General features: G+C 63.5%; 24 protein-coding genes. 11 read left to right on the top strand and 13 right to left on the bottom strand.

Annotation, left to right across the window (positions count from 1 at the left end; genetic code table 11):
- Together EN990_RS04260 and argB are read left to right on the top strand one after the other, a co-directional pair.
- Nucleotides 1-1,166, top strand: a 1,166-nt coding sequence (locus tag EN990_RS04260; RefSeq protein ID WP_164766080.1) for an amidase, incomplete at its 5' end; no start/stop codon positions are given.
- A gap of 103 nt (nucleotides 1,167-1,269) precedes the next feature.
- The gene (gene argB, locus EN990_RS04265; protein WP_013528489.1) at nucleotides 1,270-2,163 is read left to right on the top strand and encodes an acetylglutamate kinase; all 894 of its coding nucleotides are present in this window, start codon (nucleotides 1,270-1,272) and stop codon (nucleotides 2,161-2,163) included.
- A gap of 8 nt (nucleotides 2,164-2,171) precedes the next feature.
- Here argB and bchE read toward each other — a convergent pair whose 3' ends face one another.
- A complete protein-coding gene (bchE, locus tag EN990_RS04270; RefSeq protein WP_063170941.1) occupies nucleotides 2,172-3,740 on the bottom strand; it encodes a magnesium-protoporphyrin IX monomethyl ester anaerobic oxidative cyclase in 1,569 nt (522 codons plus the stop codon).
- Between the two features lie 117 nt (nucleotides 3,741-3,857).
- Nucleotides 3,858-4,334: an Lrp/AsnC family transcriptional regulator gene (locus EN990_RS04275; RefSeq protein ID WP_024502088.1), complete on the bottom strand. Its 477-nt coding sequence runs from the start codon at nucleotides 4,332-4,334 to the stop codon at nucleotides 3,858-3,860.
- Between the two features lie 136 nt (nucleotides 4,335-4,470).
- Between EN990_RS04275 and phhA the strand changes: the two genes are divergently transcribed.
- Nucleotides 4,471-5,307 carry a phenylalanine 4-monooxygenase gene (gene phhA, locus EN990_RS04280; RefSeq protein ID WP_013528486.1) on the top strand — a complete coding sequence of 279 codons (837 nt, stop codon included), beginning with the start codon at nucleotides 4,471-4,473 and terminating at the stop codon, nucleotides 5,305-5,307.
- Nucleotides 5,308-5,429: 122 nt separating this feature from the next.
- Here the strand turns inward: phhA and EN990_RS04285 are convergent, their stop codons facing one another.
- The 3 genes from EN990_RS04285 to EN990_RS04295 form a co-directional block, all read right to left on the bottom strand.
- Nucleotides 5,430-6,869 carry a GMC family oxidoreductase gene (locus EN990_RS04285; RefSeq protein ID WP_127384771.1) on the bottom strand — a complete coding sequence of 480 codons (1,440 nt, stop codon included), beginning with the start codon at nucleotides 6,867-6,869 and terminating at the stop codon, nucleotides 5,430-5,432.
- Nucleotides 6,866-7,042, bottom strand: coding sequence for a hypothetical protein (locus tag EN990_RS04290; protein ID WP_013528484.1), 177 nt, complete (start codon nucleotides 7,040-7,042; stop codon nucleotides 6,866-6,868). Before EN990_RS04290 ends, EN990_RS04285 begins: the two co-directional genes overlap by 4 nt.
- Nucleotides 7,043-7,236: 194 nt before the next feature.
- Nucleotides 7,237-7,998, bottom strand: coding sequence for a GGDEF domain-containing protein (locus EN990_RS04295; RefSeq protein WP_013528483.1), 762 nt, complete (start codon nucleotides 7,996-7,998; stop codon nucleotides 7,237-7,239).
- Between the two features lie 160 nt (nucleotides 7,999-8,158).
- On the opposite strand from EN990_RS04295, the gene EN990_RS04300 reads away from it, so the two are divergent.
- Nucleotides 8,159-8,872 carry a pyrimidine 5'-nucleotidase gene (locus EN990_RS04300; protein WP_013528482.1) on the top strand — a complete coding sequence of 238 codons (714 nt, stop codon included), beginning with the start codon at nucleotides 8,159-8,161 and terminating at the stop codon, nucleotides 8,870-8,872.
- A gap of 91 nt (nucleotides 8,873-8,963) precedes the next feature.
- Here EN990_RS04300 and EN990_RS04305 read toward each other — a convergent pair whose 3' ends face one another.
- Nucleotides 8,964-9,809 carry an LOG family protein gene (locus EN990_RS04305; RefSeq protein WP_013528481.1) on the bottom strand — a complete coding sequence of 282 codons (846 nt, stop codon included), beginning with the start codon at nucleotides 9,807-9,809 and terminating at the stop codon, nucleotides 8,964-8,966.
- A gap of 142 nt (nucleotides 9,810-9,951) precedes the next feature.
- On the opposite strand from EN990_RS04305, the gene dapD reads away from it, so the two are divergent.
- The 4 genes from dapD (at nucleotide 9,952) to EN990_RS04325 (ending at nucleotide 12,398) form a co-directional block, all read left to right on the top strand.
- Nucleotides 9,952-10,806, top strand: a complete 855-nt coding sequence (gene dapD / locus EN990_RS04310) for a 2,3,4,5-tetrahydropyridine-2,6-dicarboxylate N-succinyltransferase (protein WP_013528480.1) — start codon at nucleotides 9,952-9,954, stop codon at nucleotides 10,804-10,806.
- Between the two features lie 72 nt (nucleotides 10,807-10,878).
- Nucleotides 10,879-11,241 (top strand): DUF805 domain-containing protein, encoded by a 363-nt coding sequence (locus tag EN990_RS04315; protein ID WP_013528479.1) that lies wholly within the window; start codon nucleotides 10,879-10,881, stop codon nucleotides 11,239-11,241.
- Nucleotides 11,234-11,611: a DUF805 domain-containing protein gene (locus tag EN990_RS04320; RefSeq protein ID WP_024502086.1), complete on the top strand. Its 378-nt coding sequence runs from the start codon at nucleotides 11,234-11,236 to the stop codon at nucleotides 11,609-11,611. Before EN990_RS04315 ends, EN990_RS04320 begins: the two co-directional genes overlap by 8 nt.
- Before the next feature lie 13 nt (nucleotides 11,612-11,624).
- Complete coding sequence (locus EN990_RS04325; protein WP_063169724.1) at nucleotides 11,625-12,398, top strand: hypothetical protein; 774 nt, start codon at nucleotides 11,625-11,627, stop codon at nucleotides 12,396-12,398.
- On the opposite strand, the gene EN990_RS04330 is transcribed toward EN990_RS04325, so the two are convergent.
- Entirely contained in the window at nucleotides 12,301-13,341 is a 1,041-nt protein-coding gene (locus tag EN990_RS04330; RefSeq protein WP_127368969.1) for a 2-dehydropantoate 2-reductase, read from the bottom strand. The genes EN990_RS04325 and EN990_RS04330 overlap by 98 nt on opposite strands.
- A 127-nt stretch (nucleotides 13,342-13,468) precedes the next feature.
- On the opposite strand from EN990_RS04330, the gene dapE reads away from it, so the two are divergent.
- Nucleotides 13,469-14,662: a succinyl-diaminopimelate desuccinylase gene (dapE, locus tag EN990_RS04335; RefSeq protein WP_127388244.1), complete on the top strand. Its 1,194-nt coding sequence runs from the start codon at nucleotides 13,469-13,471 to the stop codon at nucleotides 14,660-14,662.
- Between the two features lie 5 nt (nucleotides 14,663-14,667).
- On the top strand, nucleotides 14,668-15,303 hold the full coding sequence (locus tag EN990_RS04340; RefSeq protein WP_013528474.1) for a hypothetical protein: 636 nt from the start codon (nucleotides 14,668-14,670) through the stop codon (nucleotides 15,301-15,303).
- Here EN990_RS04340 and truA read toward each other — a convergent pair.
- The 5 genes from truA to def all read right to left on the bottom strand — a co-directional run bounded on the left by truA (nucleotide 15,270) and on the right by def (nucleotide 18,576).
- Nucleotides 15,270-16,040, bottom strand: a complete 771-nt coding sequence (truA, locus tag EN990_RS04345) for a tRNA pseudouridine(38-40) synthase TruA (protein ID WP_127370200.1) — start codon at nucleotides 16,038-16,040, stop codon at nucleotides 15,270-15,272. The genes EN990_RS04340 and truA overlap by 34 nt on opposite strands.
- A 121-nt stretch (nucleotides 16,041-16,161) precedes the next feature.
- Nucleotides 16,162-16,668, bottom strand: a complete 507-nt coding sequence (locus tag EN990_RS04350; protein WP_013528472.1) for an N-acetyltransferase — start codon at nucleotides 16,666-16,668, stop codon at nucleotides 16,162-16,164.
- Nucleotides 16,665-17,618: a methionyl-tRNA formyltransferase gene (gene fmt, locus EN990_RS04355; protein WP_063170946.1), complete on the bottom strand. Its 954-nt coding sequence runs from the start codon at nucleotides 17,616-17,618 to the stop codon at nucleotides 16,665-16,667. Before fmt ends, EN990_RS04350 begins: the two co-directional genes overlap by 4 nt.
- A gap of 116 nt (nucleotides 17,619-17,734) precedes the next feature.
- On the bottom strand, nucleotides 17,735-17,998 hold the full coding sequence (locus EN990_RS04360; protein WP_013528470.1) for a hypothetical protein: 264 nt from the start codon (nucleotides 17,996-17,998) through the stop codon (nucleotides 17,735-17,737).
- A gap of 47 nt (nucleotides 17,999-18,045) precedes the next feature.
- The gene (def, locus tag EN990_RS04365) at nucleotides 18,046-18,576 is read right to left on the bottom strand and encodes a peptide deformylase (RefSeq protein WP_024502081.1); all 531 of its coding nucleotides are present in this window, start codon (nucleotides 18,574-18,576) and stop codon (nucleotides 18,046-18,048) included.
- Nucleotides 18,577-18,679: 103 nt separating this feature from the next.
- On the opposite strand from def, the gene EN990_RS04370 reads away from it, so the two are divergent.
- Nucleotides 18,680-19,951 carry a DNA recombination protein RmuC gene (locus EN990_RS04370; RefSeq protein WP_013528468.1) on the top strand — a complete coding sequence of 424 codons (1,272 nt, stop codon included), beginning with the start codon at nucleotides 18,680-18,682 and terminating at the stop codon, nucleotides 19,949-19,951.
- A 20-nt stretch (nucleotides 19,952-19,971) separates the two neighbouring features.
- On the opposite strand, the gene EN990_RS04375 is transcribed toward EN990_RS04370, so the two are convergent.
- Complete coding sequence (locus EN990_RS04375; protein ID WP_013528467.1) at nucleotides 19,972-20,376, bottom strand: GFA family protein; 405 nt, start codon at nucleotides 20,374-20,376, stop codon at nucleotides 19,972-19,974.
- Nucleotides 20,377-20,410 lie beyond the last annotated feature (34 nt).

Here is a 20,410-nt window from a genome sequence, read left to right on the forward strand (position 1 = left end):
GACTTATCCCGATCGTCACCTCGACATCGCCGGAGCACGGGCTTCGATTGATGACCGAATCCAGGGCCTTTGGCATCACCCGCAATCCGTGGAACACCGGCCATACCAGCGGCGGCTCTTCGGGCGGTTCGGCAGCACTGGTCGCAGCCGGCGTCGTGCCGGTGGCGCATGCCTCCGATGGCGGCGGCTCGATCCGTGTGCCTGCCGCCTGCACCGGACTTGTCGGCCTGAAGACGTCGCGCGGCCGTACACCGCTGACGCCCCTGGTGAGCGAAAGCTGGTACGGCATGGTCGTCGACCATGCGCTCACCCGTTCGGTGCGCGATTGCGCGCTGCTGCTCGACCTGACCCACGGGCCCGATCCTCTGTCGCCCTATGCCGCGCCGCGGCCGAAAGGCACGTTCGCGGCTGCCGCCGCGCGCGATCCCGGCAAGCTCAGCCTGGCCGTGTACCGCAAATCGCCGCTTCGCCTGCCGATCTCGGACGAGACGCTCGAGGCGCTCGACACGGCGGTGGCGCTTGCCCGCGAGGGCGGCCACACGGTCGAGGAGATCGACTTGCCCTTTATCGGCCGCGATTTCTTCGCCGATTTCTGCAGAACGGTTGCCTCCGCCGTCGCTGGCACGATGCGGGCCGAAGCGCTGCGCGTCGGCCGTTCCGTTGCCGGCGACATCGAGCGGGCGACGCGCGTGCTCGCCCGCTTCGGCGAACTGGTGTCGGCCGGCGAGACCTATGCCGACCTGCAGCGGCTGCATGCCGCCTCACGGCGGCTGATCGCAGAGACCGCGCAGTATGACGCCGTGCTGATGCCGATCATTGCCCACCCGCCGCTTGCCTGCGGCGCAATGGATCCGAAAGGCGCCGACGACCTCATCGAGAACCTGCTCGACAAGCTTCACCTGACGCCCTTGCTGAAGCTGAAGCCGTTCTTCGGCCAGTTGATGGACAAGAGCCTCTGGTTCACCCATTGGCCGGCGATCCAGAATGTCAGCGGCCAGCCATCGATCGCCCTGCCGGTCCATGTCACCGACGCCGGCCTGCCGATCGGCGTCCAGGCTGCCGGCCGTCCGGGCGACGAGGAGACGCTTTTGTCGCTCGCCGCGCAGATGGAGAAGATCTCGGGTTGGCTGGGTCGCAGGGCGCCGCTGATGGTGCCGACACGATGACGAGGTCGTGAAGCGCTCGAATATGACAGCAAAGCCATTTGCGGGCGGCGCCAATTCCCGCTAAGACGCCGCCGTCCTTACCGATCTCCAGGGAACCAAGCCGATGACGGAAATAACCGCCACCGCCGAAATGCAGGCAGCCCTGTTGTCGCGGGCGCTGCCCTACATGCAGCGCTACGAGCACAAGACGGTCGTGGTGAAATATGGCGGCCATGCCATGGGCGACATCGAGCTCGGCAAGGCCTTCGCGCGCGACATCGCGCTGCTCAAGCAATCCGGCGTCAACCCGATCGTCGTCCACGGCGGCGGCCCGCAGATCGGCGCCATGCTGGCCAAGATGGGCATCGAATCCAAGTTCGAAGGCGGCCTGCGCGTCACCGACCAGAAGACGGTCGAGATCGTCGAAATGGTGCTGGCCGGTTCGATCAACAAGGAGATCGTCGCGCTGATCAACGCCGAGGGCGAATGGGCGATCGGCCTGTGCGGCAAGGACGGCAACATGGTGTTCGCCGAAAAGGCCCGCAAGACCATGATCGATCCGGACTCCAACATCGAGCGCGTGCTCGATCTCGGCTTCGTCGGCGAGCCGGTCGAGGTCGACCGTACCTTGCTTGATCTTCTGGCACGCTCCGAAATGATCCCGGTGCTGGCGCCGGTGGCGCCGGGACGCGATGGCCACACCTACAACATCAACGCCGACACCTTCGCCGGCGCCATTGCCGGCGCCTGCCAGGCGACGCGCCTGCTGTTCCTCACCGACGTGCCGGGTGTGCTCGACAAGAACAAGAAGCTGATCGACGAACTGACCGTGGCCGAGGCCAAGGCGCTGATCAAGGACGGCACGGTCTCGGGCGGCATGATCCCCAAGGTCGAGACCTGCATCGAAGCGATCGAGCGCGGCGTCGAAGGCGTCGTCATCCTCAACGGCAAGACCCCGCATGCGGTGCTGCTGGAACTGTTCACCGAACATGGCGCCGGCACGCTGATCGTGCCCTGAGGGGCTCGTCAGCCGGCTAACTTTCTCGCCTCGGAATCTTCAATATTGTCGATGGTGGGAATGGCGGGCTTTCGGGCCGGGCGTCGAACGGACATCGATTCCTCCTCGGCGTCCTGCGGCGCGCCCCAGAATTCGGCCAGCGTCGGGCCGTCTTTCACCCTGATGTCGCGGACCAGAAAGCCCCAGACCTCGCGGAACCACACGCGGCGGCCCATCTGTGTGTACCAGCGCATCGAATGGCGCTGCTCGGGATCCTTGTGGAACAGGATGCGGGCCAGCGCCTTCGGCCGTGATTGCACCGCTAGCTCGATCAGCTTGACGCTGAAGAACAGCATCCACGGCCTCAGCCGCGTCATCTGCAGCACCTGGTGCTTGTAGTCCCACAGGCGCGCATCCTGCTGGATCACCTTGCGATCCCGCGCGATGCGGAAGAACGGCGTCCAGCGATGCGGCGTCACATAAAGCGCCTGGATCTGGTCGGGGTCGTAGGCGATGAGTTGGCGAAAGCCGCGCCACAGGTCGCGAAACCCTTCGTCCTCGAAGCCGGACACCCAGGTCGCCATAGACAGGATGCCGCTGAGACGCAGCAGCCTTATCGCCTCGCGATCGGATGAGGTGCTGCCGCCCTTGCGGATCAATTGAAGCGTCTGCTCGTCGGTGTTTTCCATGCCGAGCAGCCAGCGGATGACACCGGCCTTGCGGTAGAGATGCAGGATGTCGGCATCGCGCACTATGTCGTCGGCACGGGTCGAACCGACGATCAGCACCGGCACGTTCTCGGCGATCAGGGCATCGAGGAAGGCCCGCCAGGCTTTCTTCGAGACCGTCGGATTCTCGTCGGCGAGATTGATGAGCTCGACGCCATGTTGGCGATGCAGCCATGCGATCTCCCTGGCGAATTTCACCGGATCGCGATGCCGCCAGCGGGTCCAGAAGCCGCGCTGGCCGCAATAGTTGCACAGATGCGGACAGCCGCGCGAAAACTGCATGACCACGGCCCGCTTGCCGCCCCAGTAGCTGTAACTGGTATGGTCGATCAGTTCCCAGCCGACGCGGTAGGCGTCGAGGTCGGCAATGGTCATGGCCGCCTGTGTGGCGAAGGGGCGGCTGAGATCGTCGCGATAGGCGATGCCGGCCACGCTCGCCGGCGGCTGGCGCATTTCCAGCCCTTCGACCAGCGCCACCACCGTCGCTTCGCCCTCGCCGCGCACGATGAAGTCGAAGGCATCGGTAGCGGCCAGGATGTCGCGCCAATGATAGGTCGGGAAAACGCCGCCATAGATGATGATGGTCGCCGGCTCGCGCTCCTTGATCATGCGCGCGATCGCCAAGGCGGTCGGGTGCGCCGAGGTCGAGCCGGAATGGCCGATCAGGACGAAGTCGGGGTGGTCCTCCAGTGCGCTGCGCACGACGTCATCGAGCGGCATCGGCCCGAACTCGGCGTCGACGAGGCGCACCTGATGGCCGGCATCGATCAGCGGCCCGCCGATCGCCAGCAGGCCGAGCGGCGGCAGGTGATCGTCGGGCACGCGGCTGCCGATGGCGGTGTGCGGCGGATTGATCAGGACGATTTTCATGGCGGACCTCCTGGGCAGTTGGTCCGCACAAGCTGGCCGGCGATGTGGACACGCGCTTGGCCCGTTTCAGCAGTTTGCGTGCAGCTTTTCCTCAAGGAGTGCGAAGGGCAGGCATTGTCATCGCCTGAGATGCCCGAGCGGCACATGGCCCGGGCCCTTGATGTTCTGCAGCACCAACTGCGTGTGGACGTCGCGCACGCCGTCGAGCCGCATCAGCCGGTGCATGACGAAAGCGTTGAGCTCGTCGACCGACGGCACCATGACATGCAGCAGAAAGTCATGGTCGCCGGTCATCGTCCAGCACGAGGAAACCTCGTCCATGCGCTGCACGGCGGCGATGAAGCTTTCGGGCGAGCCGTCGCTGTGGCTGACGAGGCGCACCTGGATGAACACCTCGACCATCAGCCCGACAGCGCGGCGGCTGATCACGGCGGCAAATCCCTTGATGATGCCGGCCTCCTGCAGCGCCTCGAAGCGCCGCGCGCATGGTGTCGTCGACAGGCCGATCTCTTGCGCCAGCTCTGAAACCGGTTTGCGCCCGTCGCGCTGCAGGACATCGAGCATCTTGATCTCGAAATCATCGAATCGAGGCATTTTCACTCCTTCCTGGGAATTTCTGAGTGAATATTATCCCGATTTCCGAATTCGAACCATCATCAAAACCGATTCGCCTCCGCAAATCCGCTTAACGTTCAGCACGTCAGCGATTTGCTTTGCGAGGAGAAAAACCATGACGACGATGAGCGTTGCCGAATACGCCCGCGACTGCGCGGCGCAAGGATTGCGAGGCGACTACTCGGTCTGCCGTGCTGATTTCACCGTGTCGCAGGGTTACGATTACAGCGATGAAGAGCAGGCGGTGTGGCGCACGCTGTGCGACCGCCAGACCAGACTGACGCGCAAGCTCGCCCACCATTCCTACCTCGACGGCGTCGAAAAACTCGGCCTGCTCGACCGTATTCCCGACTTCGACGAGGTCAGCGCCAAGCTGCGCAAACTGACCGGTTGGGAGATCGTCGCGGTGCCGGGGCTCATTCCCGCGGCTCCGTTTTTCGACCATCTCGCCGATCGCCGCTTCCCGGTCACCAACTGGCTGCGGACCAGGCAGGAGCTCGACTACATTGTCGAGCCCGACATGTTCCATGATTTCTTCGGCCATGTGCCGGCGCTGTCGCAACCGGTGTTCGCCGATTTCATGCAGATGTATGGCGAGAAGGCCGGCGACATCATCGCGCTGGGTGGCGACGAGATGATTTCCCGGCTCTACTGGTACACGGCCGAATATGGCCTGATGCAGGAGGCCGGCCAGCCGCTGAAGGCCTTTGGCGCCGGCCTTATGTCGTCGTTTACCGAGCTGCAGTTCGCGGTCGAAGGCAAGGACGCCCACCACGTGCCCTTCGACCTGGAAACGGTGATGCGCACCGGCTACGAGATCGACAAGTTCCAGCGCGCCTATTTCGTGCTGCCGTCCTTCGACGCCTTGCGCGATGCCTTCCAGACCGCCGATTTCGCGGCAATCGTCGCCCGGCGCAAGGACCAGCCGGCGCTCGACCCGGCGACGCTCTAGAGCAATTCCAGGAAAAGTGTGAAACGGTTTTCCGTCCGGAATTGCGTCAAACAAAGAGTTAGAGCGGATCGCCGTTCCGTGAAACGGTGAACTGCCCTAGGCAGCATGCTGCCCTGCAGCCGTCAGGCGGTGACCACCTTGCTGAGATGGTCGCCCAGCCGGCAGGCCAGCGCGGTGATCGTCGTCGTCGGGTTGCATTGACCCGACGTGCAGAACACCGAGGAGCCGCCGACATAGAGATTGTCCATGCCGTGCACCTTGCAGTTGGCGTCGACCACGCTCTTGCTGATGTCGGTGCCCATGCGCGTGCCGCCCATATGGTGATGGCCCGCCGTCTCGTCGTTGGTCGGATAGTCCTGACCATTGCTGATCCAGTCGGCAATGCGCACGCGGCCGAGATTCTTCTCGATCAGCGTTGCGCCGAACAGTCTGAGCCCTTCGAGAAGGGTGCGATGTTCCAGTTCGGATTTCTTCCAGTGCAGTTCGATGCGCGGCACGCCGGCATGGTCGACATCGGTCTTCGACAACTCGATCTGGTTGGAGGCCAGCGGCGCCTGTTCCCAGGCGACGTAGAGCTGGGCCGCGCAGCGCAGTCTCTGACTGAGCTGGTAGGACATCCATTCCGCCATGCTGGGCGCCGTGCAGGCGAGGTCGGCGATAAGGCTCTTGACCCCGGGATACGGCGTCTCGATCAGCCGGATGCCGAAATTCATGATCTGCAGCCGCTCCATGGCGGCGAGTGTCGGCGAGAAGAAGGCCTCGTTGACGGCGTCGACCTCGAACGCGTTATAGTCGGCCAGGATGGCGTTGCCACCCTCGAAGGTCGGATGCTCCATCCAGTAGCGGCCAAGCGCAGTTGCATTCGGCACGACGCCGCCGTTCGAGCGCTGGTTGGACCACAGAAGCAGCCGCGAATTCTCCAGCCCACCGGTGCAGACGATGAAATAGTCAGCGCTGAAGGAGCCGGCATCCTGCCCGTTTGACCACAGCCTGGCGCCAGTCACGCGTCTGCCGTCGCCGGCAAGTTCGGTGGCACAAGTGTTGAGCACCACCGCGATGTTCGTGGCCTTGTCGAGTTCATCGCCGAACTTTTCGGCGAAGCGCACGGCCGGGCTCTTGATCAGCTGCACCCAGCGAATATCGTCCGAGATCGGCATATCGGGCCGGAGGGCCGGAAGGTCGAGAATATCGCGCACTTCCGGCAGATAGGGTTCGATGTCGGTGCGGGCGATCGGCCAGCCCGTATCGGGTACCCAGGCCTTCGGCTCGAAATCCTGCTTGTCGAGCACGCGGCACCAGCCTGCCCAGTGGTTGGAACTGCCCCCCATGAACCGCAGCCGGGTGATGTCGAGATCGAAATAGAAATCCCCGACCGTGCTGCCCCGGTAAAAGTCCTGCGAGTCGTCGCTGAATTCGCGCGGACCGGCCTCCATCACCACCACCGGAATGCCGGCCGCGCCAAGCTTGCGGGCAATGGTCATGCCGGCCGGACCGGAGCCGAGGATGCAGACCTTCGGGGTGAAGTTCGCAGCGCGATACGCCTCGTAGCTGTCGAAGATCATGCCAGGTCGCTCCGCTTCAGGATCCAGCCACCGACCTCGACGATCTCGTTCGGGTCGGGCTTTGGACCGGCGGCATCGGCATCAGGCAGCTTGCGGAACAAAGACAGGGCAGGCAATGCGATCAACGCCTGCACGAGCGCGCGGCGTGACATTTTCTTGATGATGAAACTCATGGCTGGTCTCTCGGCTGGGCTTCGGCACTGCATGGCGTTCCCAGAACGGCAATTCCCGGAACGACACATGCATCACCGTGGAAGCCAGTATCGTGCCAAGTCTGGCCGCAAAGCAGTGAAAACCCGGCTAAGCGGTACAACCGAGTGCAAACAAGGTTAGAGTTTTCTTAACAGGCCGGTTGCGGCAGATCGGATCACGCCGCCTCGGAAATGCCGGTGTCGATGATCGTCAGGTTACGGCCCTGGTGCTTGGCCTGGTAGAGGCGTCGGTCGGCGGCGCGCATCAACTCCGACACGCTGGCTTCCTCGCCGCAGACAGTACCGCCGATGCTGACCGTGAGCGGAATGGTCCGCTCGTCGACGGGCCGGAAGCGGATCAGCTCGACTTCGCGGCGAATGCGCTCGGCGACGCGCTTGGCCTCCTGCTCGGTGGCGCCAACCAGAAAGGCGCCAAATTCCTCGCCGCCGATGCGGCCGAGCACATCGCCGCTGCGCACGCCGCGCTGAATCGCGCTGGCGATCAAAAGCAGCGCGTCATCGCCGGTCAGGTGGCCGAAATTGTCGTTGATGGTCTTGAAGTGGTCGGCATCGATGATCAGCAGCGCGCCGCGATCGGACTTGCGGCGCGAACCGTCGAGCGCCGCAAAGAAGCTTTCCCGGTTGAGCATGCCGGTCATGTCGTCGCGGCTCGCCTTTTCCGCCAGGCGGCGATGCGCGGCGGCGAGCTGGGCATGGGCTCGGGCGAGATCGCGATGCGCGTTTTTCAGCCTGTCGCTTTGCCAGAAAGTGCTTGCGCTGGCGGCCCACGCCAGCACCAGCGGACAGAGCGTGGAGGTCAGCCAGATCGTCCGGTTGACCGGAAATCCCATGGCCGGAACGATGATCAGGGTCAGCAGGAGAGAGGCCGCGACTGAGGCGAAAGCAACGGCGGCGGATCTCAGAATTATGCTGTTCATCGCTTGCTCCCACAAGACTGCCTCTCTGCCAGCAAGCCCTGAAGGCCACCTTTCCCAGATGCCTAAAATTTGAATCGTGAGACGATTTACGCAACCTCAACGAGCAGAAGTTGTGGATAAAGTCGCTTTCGGAATGCGCGTTTCATGCCATAAGGAGCCCATGACCACGCTCCCTGACCCCGCCCGCTTCGCCCATGTCACCGACTGGGTCTTCGATCTCGACAACACGCTCTATCCGCACCATTCGAATCTGTTCTCGCAGATCGACGTCAAGATGACCGCCTATGTCGGCGAACTGTTGGCATTGCCGCGCGACGATGCGCGCAAGTTGCAGAAGGAGCTCTACCGCGAATATGGCACGACGCTGAACGGCCTGATGACACGCCACGGCATCGACCCCGACGATTTCCTCGAGAAGGTCCACGACATCGACTATTCATGGCTGGTGCCCGATCCCGTTCTCGGCACCGCCATCCGCCAGCTTCCGGGCCGCAAGTTCATCTTCACCAACGGCGACCGCAGGCACGCCGAGCGCACCGCGCGCCAGCTCGGCATCCTCGACCATTTCGACGACATCTTCGACATCGTCGCTGCGGGGCTCAATCCCAAGCCGGCGCGCCAGACCTACGAGAAGTTCGCCGAACTCCACGCCGTCACCGGCCACAATGCGGTGATGTTCGAGGATCTTGCCCGTAACCTTTCGGTGCCGAAGTCGCTCGGCATGACCACGGTGCTGATCGTGCCGCGCAATTTCGAGCCGACCTTTTCCGAGATATGGGAGCGCGACCCGGCCAATGAGGATGATGTCGATTTCGTCACCGACGATCTGGCGGGGTTTCTGACGGCGATTGTGGAGAGGGGGGAGGGGAAATGAAGAAATGATGAAATGACGAATTGGGGATCGATCCGAACGCAGAGCCACAATCCCTTCATTCTTCAATTCTTCAATTCCCCGATCCGCAGCCCTACTCTCCTAACTTATAGAACCGGCTGATAATCCCCCACGCCTCATCCGCGGTGTCGACGAAGTCGATGATGTCCTGATCACCGGGGCTGATCGTGCCCTGCTCGGCGAGGAAATCGAGATCGATCGCCCGCTTCCAGAAGGATTTGCCGAACAGGATCACCGGCACGCGCTCCATGCGCCCTGTCTGGATCAGGGTCAGCGTCTCGAAGAATTCGTCCATCGTGCCGAAGCCGCCCGGAAACACCGCGACCGCCTTGGCGCGCATGACGAAATGCATCTTGCGGATAGCGAAATAATGGAAGTTGAAGCAGAGCTCCGGCGTCACATAGATGTTCGGCGCCTGCTCGTGCGGCAAGACGATGTTGAGGCCTATCGACGGCGCGCCGACATCGTCGGCGCCGCGGTTTCCCGCTTCCATCACGCCAGGCCCGCCGCCGGTCACCACGACATATTCGCGGTAATAGGAGGTAGCCGATTGCTGCGAGCAGAGGCGGGCGAATTTGCGCGCTTCCTCGTAGTATTTGCTGTTCTCTTCGAGGTTCTTCTTCTGCGTCTCGTTCTTGGCCGCCCAGGCCTCGCCGCCGGGTTCCGGCAGGCGCGCACCGCCGAACAGGATCACCGTCGAGCGGATGCCGCGTTCGGCTAGGATCATTTCCGGTTTCAGGAGTTCGAGTTGCAGCCTGACCGCGCGCAACTCGCGCCGCGTCATGAAGTCGGGATCGTTCCAGGCGAGCCGGTAGGTTTCGGCACGCGTCTGCGGCGTGTCAGGTACGCTCTTCGACCGCTCCAGATCCTCGTCCGAATGCGGCAGCGGCGTCCACCCCGCCTTTTCCATAGGAGTCATAACTACCCGTCCAATTCCCTTAACTGCGCCGTCCCGTGACGCACACGCGATTGACCCCCATTAAGCCTTAACATAGGGTCCGCGCGACTTTCAAAACAGGTTAAGGCTCAGCCCCTTAACAGCTTGGTAATGGAGCGAATTCATGTCGAAGCCCGATCTGGCGAGCCTCGAAAAGACCATCGAGAAGGCCTTCGAGGAACGCGATGCGATTTCGACTGCGACGCGCGGCGAAACGCGCGATGCCATCCAGTCGGCGCTTGACCTGCTCGACCGCGGCGCCGTCCGCGTCGCCGAGCGGCAGGCCGACGGCAAGTGGCATGTCAACCAGTGGCTGAAGAAGGCCGTGCTTTTGTCCTTCCGGCTCAACCCGATGGAGATCATCAAGGGTGGTCCCGGCGAAGCGACGTGGTGGGACAAGGTGCCGTCGAAGTTCGATGGCTGGGGCGCTGTTGATTTCGAAAAGGAGGGCTTTCGCGCCGTGCCGGGGTCGATCGTGCGTCGCTCGGCCTATATCGCGCCGGGCGCCGTGCTGATGCCGTCCTTCGTCAATGTCGGCGCCTATGTCGATACAGGCACCATGATCGACACCTGGGTCGGGGTAGGCTCCTGTGCCCAGATCGGCAAGAACGTGCATCTTTCCGGCGGCGTCGGCATCGGCGGCGTGTTGGAGCCGATGCAGGCAGGTCCGACCATCATCGAGGACAATTGCTTCATCGGCGCGCGCTCGGAAGTGGTCGAGGGCTGCATCGTGCGCGAAGGCTCGGTGCTCGGCATGGGCGTCTTCATCGGCCAGTCGACCAAGATCGTCGACCGCGCCACCGGCGAGATTTTCTACGGCGAAGTGCCGCCGAATTCCGTCGTCGTCGCCGGAGCGATGCCGGGCAAGCCCTTTCCGAACGGCGAGCCGGGTCCGAGCCTCTACTGCGCCGTCATCGTCAAGCGCGTCGACGCCAAAACCAGGTCCAAGACCTCGATCAACGAATTGCTGCGCGATTGATCTTTGCGCAAAGCGGGCGCACCTTCCGCCGGCGCGACAATCGGTCGCGCGGGTTCATCATGGAGGGGTGACATGGACTGGAAGTATCTGCTCACAAGTTTTGACGGTCGCATCAACCGTGGCAAGTTCTGGGCCGCGATTGGCGTTTTCATCGTCATTGGCATCGTTGCCTTTATTCTCGATGCGATCCTCGGTACACGCATCACCACGGCCAGTGGCGCCCAGATCGGCATCATCGGCATTCTCATCGCTCTGGCCTCGATCTATTTCGCACTCGCAGTCTACGCCAAGCGCTGGCATGATCGCGGCAAGTCGGGCTGGTGGAGCCTGATCATGCTGGTGCCATTGATCGGCCCGATCTGGTTTCTGGTGGAATGCGGCATTCTCGAAGGCGCCAGGGGCGCCAATCAATATGGACCGGACCCGCTTGCCTGACAGATCAGATCTCACCTGGCTTTTCTTCAAAACCTCGGGCCGCGTCAGTCGCGCGGCCTATTTTCTTGGCGGGTTGCTCGTCGCCATCATCCAGGCCTTCCCGCTCTACCGCTTCACGCTGGTGCCGGAAGGTTCGGCCGAGAGCAACATGTGGTCGTTCATCTTCTTCGTCGCCTTCATCGCCTCGCTGTGGTCGAACATTGCCCTGGCGGTCAAGCGGCTGCACGATTTGGACAAGCCGGGCATTGCGGCGCTGATCTTGTTCGTGCCGGTGGTCTCGATCGTGGCCTTCCTTGTGTTGTGCCTGTTTCCGGGGCAGCCTGGACCCAACCGCTACGGCCGGCGCACCAACGAGCCAGCACAACCCTGAGGTTCGATCGGACATGCGCTACCGTACGCTTGATCCGAAACTGATCATCGAGACCGCAGAACGGCTGGAGACGCGCGTTGCGGAGCGTTTCCCCGATGCCGGCCTGCGCGGCGTTGCCGCCGAACTGGTCTCGCTGTCGCGCGACCTGGCACAGGGCGCCAAGGCCCTGGAAGCGCCGATCTGGTGGCTGCGCGGCCTCATCGTCGCCGCTGTCGTTGCCGGCGCACTGATGTTCATCTTCGTCGGCACCGTCCTGCCATTCGACCGCATTTCCAAACCGGGTGATGCCGTCCAGTCGGTGCAAGGCATCGAAGCTTCGCTCAACATGTTCATCCTCGCCATTGTCGGATTTCTCGCCTTGATCCGCTCTGAGGAGCGCATCAAGCGCAAGCAGGTCTTTCGCCAGCTGCATGGCCTGCGCTCGCTGATCCACGTCATCGACATGCACCAGCTGACCAAGGATCCGGCGGCGCTGTCGGCCGATTTCAAGCCGACGTCGCATTCGCCCGCCCGCATCACCAATGCCGCCGACCTGGCGCGTTACCTCGACTATTGCTCCGAAATGCTGTCGATCACCGGCAAGATCGCCGCATTGTTCGCGCAGTCGGTCAATGACGACGTGGTCATCGACGGCGTCAACGACATCGAGAACCTGGCGTCCAACCTGTCGCGGAAAATCTGGCAGAAGATCACGTTGATCGACGGCCGGCCGGTGCAACAATCTGCTCCGGCGCCAGGCCCGGCGAGCCAAGCCGCTCCGCTTCCGCCGCGCGCACCAAGGCGATGATCCGCTGAACCGTCGGCACGGGCGTGCCGGCCTTCCCCGCCAGCCGCAAGATGGCACCTTGCAAATCGTCGATCTCCGTCGGCCGGCCGCGCTGAAGATCGTCCCACATCGACGAGCGCGCCTGCGGGTCGATCGCCAGCATGCGCCGCGCCAAGAGCCTGAACAGCCAGTCCGGCAGCCTGAGCACTTTCGGCAGCAGCGCCGGCCGCAGGCCGGCGATCCGCGCCGGCTCGATGCCGGACGCTTTCAGTGCCGTCAGCGCCTCGTCGATCTGGCCGGCCAGGATCAGCCGCCAGCGTCGGTCGGCCAGTTCGGTTGCCAGCGGCAGGCCGGAAAGCGCCACCAGCGCGTTGTTCAGATTCATCAGCAGCTTACCCCACAGCACCGCCTTCATGTCGCCATGCGCTTCAACCGCAAACCCTTCGACGCCAAGCAGGCCGACCAGGCCGGCATCGCCATCCTCGACCATCACCTTGCCGTCGCTGGCGCGGTGCACGCGCAGCGGCAGCTCGCCGTCCGGCGACTGCACCACATTGAACGGCACCATGCCGGCCAGCACCGTTCGCCGGCCAAGTCCGGCACGCAGCCTGTCGGCATTGTCGACACCGTTCTGCAGGCTGATCACCACGGCGTCGGGCCGGGCATGAGCTTTGATAAGATCCGCCATGTCCTGAGTGGCGCCGCTCTTGACCGTGACCAGGATCACGTCCGCCTGCGGCAGGGTGGCGGCCGGATCGGTGGTGACGGCAAGCGCCTCCGGCTTGATCGAGCGATCGCGGCCCTGGAGGTCGCTGACCCGCAATCCACCCTGCCGCAACGCTGCCTCGATGCGCGGCCGGGCCAGCAGAATGACCTTTCGGCCGGCCAGCGCCAGGCAGCCGCCGGCATAGCAGCCGATGCTGCCGGCACCGGCTATGACGATCCGTTTGTCCTTGTCTGCCATCCTGTCGCCCGCGCCGGGTCGCAACTATACGACATGAAAACCATAATATCGGCGGTATCGCCAGCCATGAGGCTGGCCCCTATGTCTGGCCGTGACAGGCCCTGCGCTTTCGACTATCGCTTTTGCCATGACGCTGCCGACCGATCCTGCCGAAAACCTCGCCGCCCTTATCCGTTGCGCTTCGGTGACGCCCGCTGAGGGCGGTGCGCTGACCGCGCTGGAGACGATGCTCAAACCGCTCGGCTTCCTGGTCGATCGGCCGGTGTTTTCCGAAGACGGCACGCCCGATATCGAAAACCTCTATGCAAGGCGTTCCGGCAATGGCCCGCATCTGATGTTCGCCGGCCACACCGACGTGGTGCCGGTCGGCGACGAAGCCGCCTGGACGCATCCGCCCTTCGCCGCCGAGATCGCCAATGGCGAGATGTATGGCCGCGGCGCCGTCGACATGAAGGGCGGCATCGCCTGTTTCATCGCCGCCGTGGCGCGCCATGTCGAGGCCAATGGCGGTCCGAAAGGCTCGGTCTCGCTGCTGATCACCGGCGACGAGGAAGGCCCCGCGATCAACGGCACGGTCAAGCTGCTCGAATGGGCGGCTTCCAGGGGCGAGAAATGGGATGCCTCTGTCGTCGGCGAGCCGACCAACCCGGATGCGCTGGGCGACATGATCAAGATCGGCCGCCGCGGCTCGATGTCCGGCGCCGTCACCGTCAATGGCCGCCAGGGCCATGTCGCCTATCCCTTGCTTGCCGACAATCCGGTGCGCGGGCTGATGAGCCTGGTCGATGCCTTGCTGCATCCGGTTTTCGACAAGGGAACCAGGGATTTCCAGCCGACCAATCTGGAAATCACCTCCATCGATGTGGGCAACCCGGCCACCAATGTCATCCCGGCCAAAGCGACCGCGACCTTCAACATCCGCTTCAACGACACCTGGACGGACGAGACCCTGCAGGCCGAAATCCACAACCGGCTCGACCAGGCGGCCAGGCGCAAGAAGTACCGGCAGGGCAAGAAGATGCCGGTCGACTACGAGCTCGTCTGGCGCGACCGGCCGAGCCATGTCTTCCTGACCCGTGACGACAGGCTGATCGAAATGCTGCGCGGCTCGATCAAGTCGGCGGTCGGCAAGGAGCCGACGCTGTCGACCTCCGGTGGAACCTCCGACGCGCGTTTCATCAAGGACTATTGCCCGGTGGTCGAGTTCGGGCTGGTCGGCAAGACCATGCACATGGTCGACGAGCGCGTCGCCATTGCCGACCTCGAGACGCTGACGCAAATCTACCAGCGCTTCATAGAAGACTGGTTCGGACAGGGCTGAACAGCATGCTTTCGGCGGACGAAACCCAAGCTTCGCTGACGGGCGCCTGGCGATTGATGCTCGGCAGAGCCGACGGCCTGCGCCTGCTCGACCTGTCGGCCGACGGCTTCTGGAATTCCTTCTTCGCCATTGTCGTTGCAGCACCGGCGCTGATCGTCGGCTGGGTCGGCATCGCCAACGAAATCGGCGATCCCGACGCCTTCGCGGGGCGCTTCAGCATGCTGGTGCGCCTGGCGACGGTCGACATCGGCTCCTGGGTGCTGCCGCTGGTTGCGCTCGCTTTCATCGCGCCGCGCGCCGGCATAGGCGGCCGCTTCGTCCACTACGTCGTTGCCAGCAACTGGGCTTCGGCCATCACCGCCTGGCTGATGCTGCCTTCGGCGCTGATCCGGCTTTTCCTGTCGTCCGCAAGCCAGGTTTCGAGCCTTGTGTCGCTGTTCCTCTTTGCCCTTTCTATGGTGCTGACCTGGCGCATGACAAATGCCACGATGGGCAGGGGCGCAGCGGTCGGCACGGCCGTTTTCGTCGGCATGTTCATTGCGTCGCTGCTGGTGCTGTTCGGCCTGCAGACGTTGCTCGGCATCACCGTCCCGGACGATGTCGGAGTTCAGAGCCTTTCCGGGCTCGTCTCGACCGGATAATCGACACCGGTGAGAAACAGCCCGTCGGGCGGCGCCACCTGGCCGCAGGCGGCGCGGTCGCGCGCCTCGAGCGCTGTTTTCAGGTCGGCCGCGCTCCAGCCGCCGTCGCCGACACGCTTGAGCGAGCCGACCATCGAACGCACCTGGTTGTGCAGGAACGAGCGCGCCGAAGCCCTGACCTCGATCATGTCGCCTTGTCGGCTCACATCGAGCCGTTCCAGCGTCCTGATCGGGCTGTTGGCCTGGCACTGGGTCGAGCGGAAGGTGGTAAAGTCATGCCGTCCGAGCAGGACCTTTGCCGCTTCGTGCATGGCGCCGGCGTCGAGCCGCTTCGGCACCCACCACACCTTGCCCTTGTCGAGCGCGGCCGGCGCGCGGCGGTTCAGGATGCGGTAGAGATAGTGGCGGCCAATGGCCGAGAAGCGGGCGTCGAAACTGTCGGAGACCACCGTCGCTTTCAGGATGGCGATGCGCGCCCCGGTCGCCTGCAGATGGGCGTTGACGGCATCGCGCACCTTGTCGCTCGGCCACGCCTTGACGAGGTCGACATGCGCCACCTGCGCGGTCGCATGCACGCCGGCATCGGTGCGGCCGGCGGCGCGCAGCCTGATCGCTTCGCCGCAGAATTTTTCGATCGCCTGCTCGATCGCCTGCTGCACCGAAGGCTGATCCGCCTGGTGCTGCCAGCCGGCAAACAGGCTGCCGTCATACTCGATGTCGAGGCGAAAACGCGGCATTTGCGGCTAGAGCTCTCGCCTCGAGCAATTCCAGGAAAAGTGTGAAACGGTTTTCCGTTCGGAATTGCGTTAAAACAAAGAGGAGTGCAGTTCGCCGTTTCCGTGAAAACGGCGGACTGTTCTACGCGGCGAGAGCGGTGAAGGCGGAGGCGTAGACCAGCCTGCCTGCTTCTGGTGCGTCACCCCAGGCCAGCGCCTGCAGCGCTTCGCCCTGGTATTCGCTTTCGAAGTTCTCGGCACGCGTGTGGCTATAGCCGAAACGCCCGTAATAGGTGGGGTCGCCCAGCACCACGGCCAGCGTCTCACCACCATCCTTGAGGCGGATATGCGCCTCGCGGATCAGCGCGCCGCCAATGCCGCTGCCATGGAACGAGGGCTCCACCGCCAGCGGCGCCAGCGCCACGGCCGCGAAGGTCTTGCCGCCATTCTGGACGAACAGCCGCGAAAACAGGATATGGCCGACCACCTGGCCGTCCTCTTCCGCAACCAGTTCGGCAACCGCGTCGCCGCCGGTCACCAGCGCGTCGACCAGACCGGCCTCCGCCTGCTGGCCGAAAGCGTGTTCCTCGACGAGGCGGATGGCCTCGCGATCCCGCGGCGTTGCCGCGCGTATCGACATCATGCTCATGAGAATTTCAGTCCTTTTTCGATCTTGGCCCCGCGCAGGAATTCCGACGCGGCAGCGGGCTTTCCGCCCGCCCGTTGAACTTCGACCAGCCTGATCGCGCCTGCCCCGCAGGCGACCGTCAGCCGGTCATCGAGAATTCCTCCCGACTCGCCCAAATCTTCCGAAGGCGACAGGCCTTGCGACAGCGTCGAGCGAAGCAGTTTCAGCCGCTCCTGGCGGCCGCCAATTCCTATCTCCGACCAGGCGCCTGGAAAGGGCGACAGGCCACGAATATGATTGTGGACCTCACTTGCCGAGCGAGTCCAGTCCACGCGAGTCTCGGATTTATCGATTTTCTTGGCGTAGGTCACCCCATCCACAGCTTGTGTGGTGAATGTCAGGGTGTTCCCTTCCAACCGCGCCAGCGCTTCCACCATCAAGGCAGCACCGACACTCATCAACCGATCATGCAGATCGCCGGCTGTCATATCGGGTTCGATGGCGCACTTTTCAACCAGCCCGACCGGACCGGTGTCCAGGCCCTCTTCCATGCGCATCACCATCATGCCGCTTTCCAGGTCACCGGCCATGATGGCGCGCTGGATGGGGGCGGCGCCGCGCCAGCGCGGCAGAAGCGACGCATGGCCGTTGACGCAGCCGAGCCGGGTTGCCTCCAGAACCGCCTTCGGCAGCAGCAAGCCATAGGCGACGACCACCGCCACATCGGCCTGCAAGGCGCGAAAAGCGGCCTGTTCGGCCTCTCCTTTGAGCGAAACCGGCGTCCGCACCTCGATGCCCAGTCGCTCCGCCTCGCGCTGCACCGGCGACGGCGTCAGCTCCAGCCCGCGTCGTCCGGCAGCGCGCGGCGGCTGGGTATAGACGACTGATATCTCATGGCCAGCCTCGGCGATCGCGCGCAAGGTCGGCACCGAAAACTCCGGCGTACCCATGAAGATGACGCGAAGGGGCATTTTTTCTTCCGGTATCCTGTCTTCTTGCTCGCGCAGTGTGCCGGCTCAGGCATCCGCTTCAAACGGGTTTACGAGCTTCAGGTCAAGGCCGTCGAAGTCGCGGGACGACCGTCGCGCTATCTTTCCGCTTCGATCTTCTCCATGATTTCCGCGTATTCATCGCCAATTGCGCTTTCAGATACGAAAGCCGAGCGAATTGCAGCCCACGCCGAGAGGCTCGACTCCTCTCGGGCCGGCCTCTCCGCAACTATGCCTTTGCGCAGAAGGCCGATGGCCTTGTCCGAGACGCTCTGGCCGACCTCGCGCGCCGCCAGTTCGATCTCGCGCTTCAAAGGCTCAGGAATGTCCCTGATCAGCATGTCGACCGTCGGCATCTCCATTTGGTGGCAATCCTGCCGACAATAGGCCTGGAGGGGACTCCCGTACCTTATCCCGCGAGCTTGCCCGGCGCCTTGTCCCTGGCGAGCTTCTTGAATTTCTTTACCACCATGTCGCGCTTCAGCTTCGAGATGTGATCGATGAACAGGACGCCATTGAGGTGGTCGATCTCGTGTTGCAGGCAGGTCGCCATCAACCCCTCGGCCTCTATCTCCTGCAATTTGCCGTCGCGGTCGAGATATTTGACCCGCACGGAGGCGGGGCGTTCGACCTCGGCGTAATAATCCGGGATCGACAGGCAGCCTTCCTCATAGACGGAGCGCGCGTCGGCGCTCTCCAGGATTTCCGGATTGATGAAGACATGCGGCGCCGGCGTCTCGTCTTCCTTGGCGAGATCGATCACCAGCAAGCGCAGCGGCTCGCCGATCTGGATTGCCGCCAGCCCGATGCCCGGCGCATCATACATGGTCGCCAGCATGTCGTCGGCTAATTTGCGCAAAGGCGCGTCGACACGCTCTACGGGCTTGGAAACCTCGCGCAGGATGGGGTCGGGAAGGATGATGAGCGGCTTGATCGGCATGGCGTTCCACCTAAGACCTCCAGCGAAACGCGTCAACCGGTTGGCATCAGGCGCGTTCACGTTTTGATCTGTGCTATCGCGGCGAATCGTCTATGCTGTCCACATGAATGATTTGAGCACCATCCTTTCGGAGCCTGTCGCCCGGCTTGGCGCCACAACGATCACGCTCGGCCATGCGCTGGCCTTCGGCGTTTTGCTGTTTCTGGCCCTGTTCGTGGCGCTGGTCATTGCGTTGTGGCGGTCGGCCAAGGCGCGCGCCGTGGCGGCCGCGGAAGCCGCCGATCATGCCCGCGATGCGGAAGTGCGGATGGCCGGCATTCTGCAAAGCCAGGCCGAAATGCAGGGCCGCATGGGCGCCATTGCGGAAGTGTTCGGCGCACGGCAGGCGGAGCTGACGCAATCGATCGGCCAACGCCTCGACGCCATGACCGGCCGGCTCGGCCAGACCATGACCGAGCAGACCAAATCCACGCATGAGAGCCTGGCCAAATTGCAGGAACGGCTGGCGATCATCGACGTCGCGCAAGGCAACATCCAGTCGCTCGCCGGCCAGGTCGTGCAATTGCAGGCGATCCTCTCGAACAAGCAGACGCGCGGCGCGTTCGGCCAGTCGCGCATGGAGGCGATCGTTGCCGACGGCCTGCCGCACGGCGCCTATGAGTTCCAGGCGACGCTGTCGAACGGCAGCCGGCCCGACTGCCTGGTGAAGATGCCGAATGGCGCGCCGTCGCTGGCCATCGATGCAAAATTTCCGCTGGAGGCCTGGAACGCCATCCGCGCCGCCGATGGCGCCGATCTGCAGAAGGCAGCTTCGCAGGCCTTCCGCCGCGACATCGAGATCCATGTCCGCGATATCTCGGAAAAATACCTGATCCAGGGCGAGACGCAGGACACTGCCTTCATGTTCGTGCCGTCGGAATCGGTGTTCGCCGAGATCCACGAGAATTTCGAGGCGATCGTGCACAAGGCGCACCGTGCGCGCGTCGTCATCGTCTCGCCGTCGCTGCTGATGCTGTCGATCCAGGTCATCCAGGCGATCCTCAAGGATGCCCGCATGCGCGAACAGGCGCACCTGATCCAGGGCGAGGTCATCCGGCTGATGGAGGATGTTGCACGTGTCGATGAGCGGGTGCGCAAGCTGCAGGTGCATTTCGGCCAGTCGGCCAAGGATATCGACGACATACTGGTTTCGACGTCGAAGGTCACCAAGCGCGGCCAGAAGATCGAGGCGCTGGAATTCGGCGCGCAGCCCGACGGCGATGCCGCCGTAGACGCCGCGTCACGGGGGCCCGCCGCCAAGGTCGATACCGGCGCGCGCGTTGCCGATTCGAAAACCGGGCAGCTCAGGCTGAGGGTCGTCGAAGGCGACGATTGAGCCGCGGTGCCGGACCGGTGCTACTGCTCCTCCAACGTGGTCATGCCCTGAAATTCAGGCAGCCAGTGCAGCGCCGAGCGGTGCCATTTCTGCTGTGTCGGGATCAAATCCTGGCGCTGCCGCGCGGTCCCCACGCGAATTCCATAGACCTTCGGACCATCTCCGACAGACGTGGCGTAAAGATGCGAACCGCAGTCGGCGCAAAAGGCCTGGGTGCGCTTGGCGCCGCTCGCCACGATCTTGATGTAGATTTTCGGCGTGCCCTTGGTGATGCGATAGTTGCTTTCCGGCGCCGGAACCGTAAGGCGAAAAGCCGTGCCGGTCAGTTGCTGGCAATCCGTGCAGTGGCAGATCGTGGTCTTTTCCGGATCGACCTCCGCCTCGTAGGTGATGGCGCCACAATGACAGCCGCCGTCTATTCTCATCTTCGTTCCTCCAAAGCCCCTTCAATCTAGCGGC

It is taken from the genome of Mesorhizobium sp. M7A.F.Ca.US.005.03.1.1 (assembly GCF_003997975.1).
Taxonomy (GTDB): Bacteria; Pseudomonadota; Alphaproteobacteria; order Rhizobiales; family Rhizobiaceae; genus Mesorhizobium; species Mesorhizobium ciceri.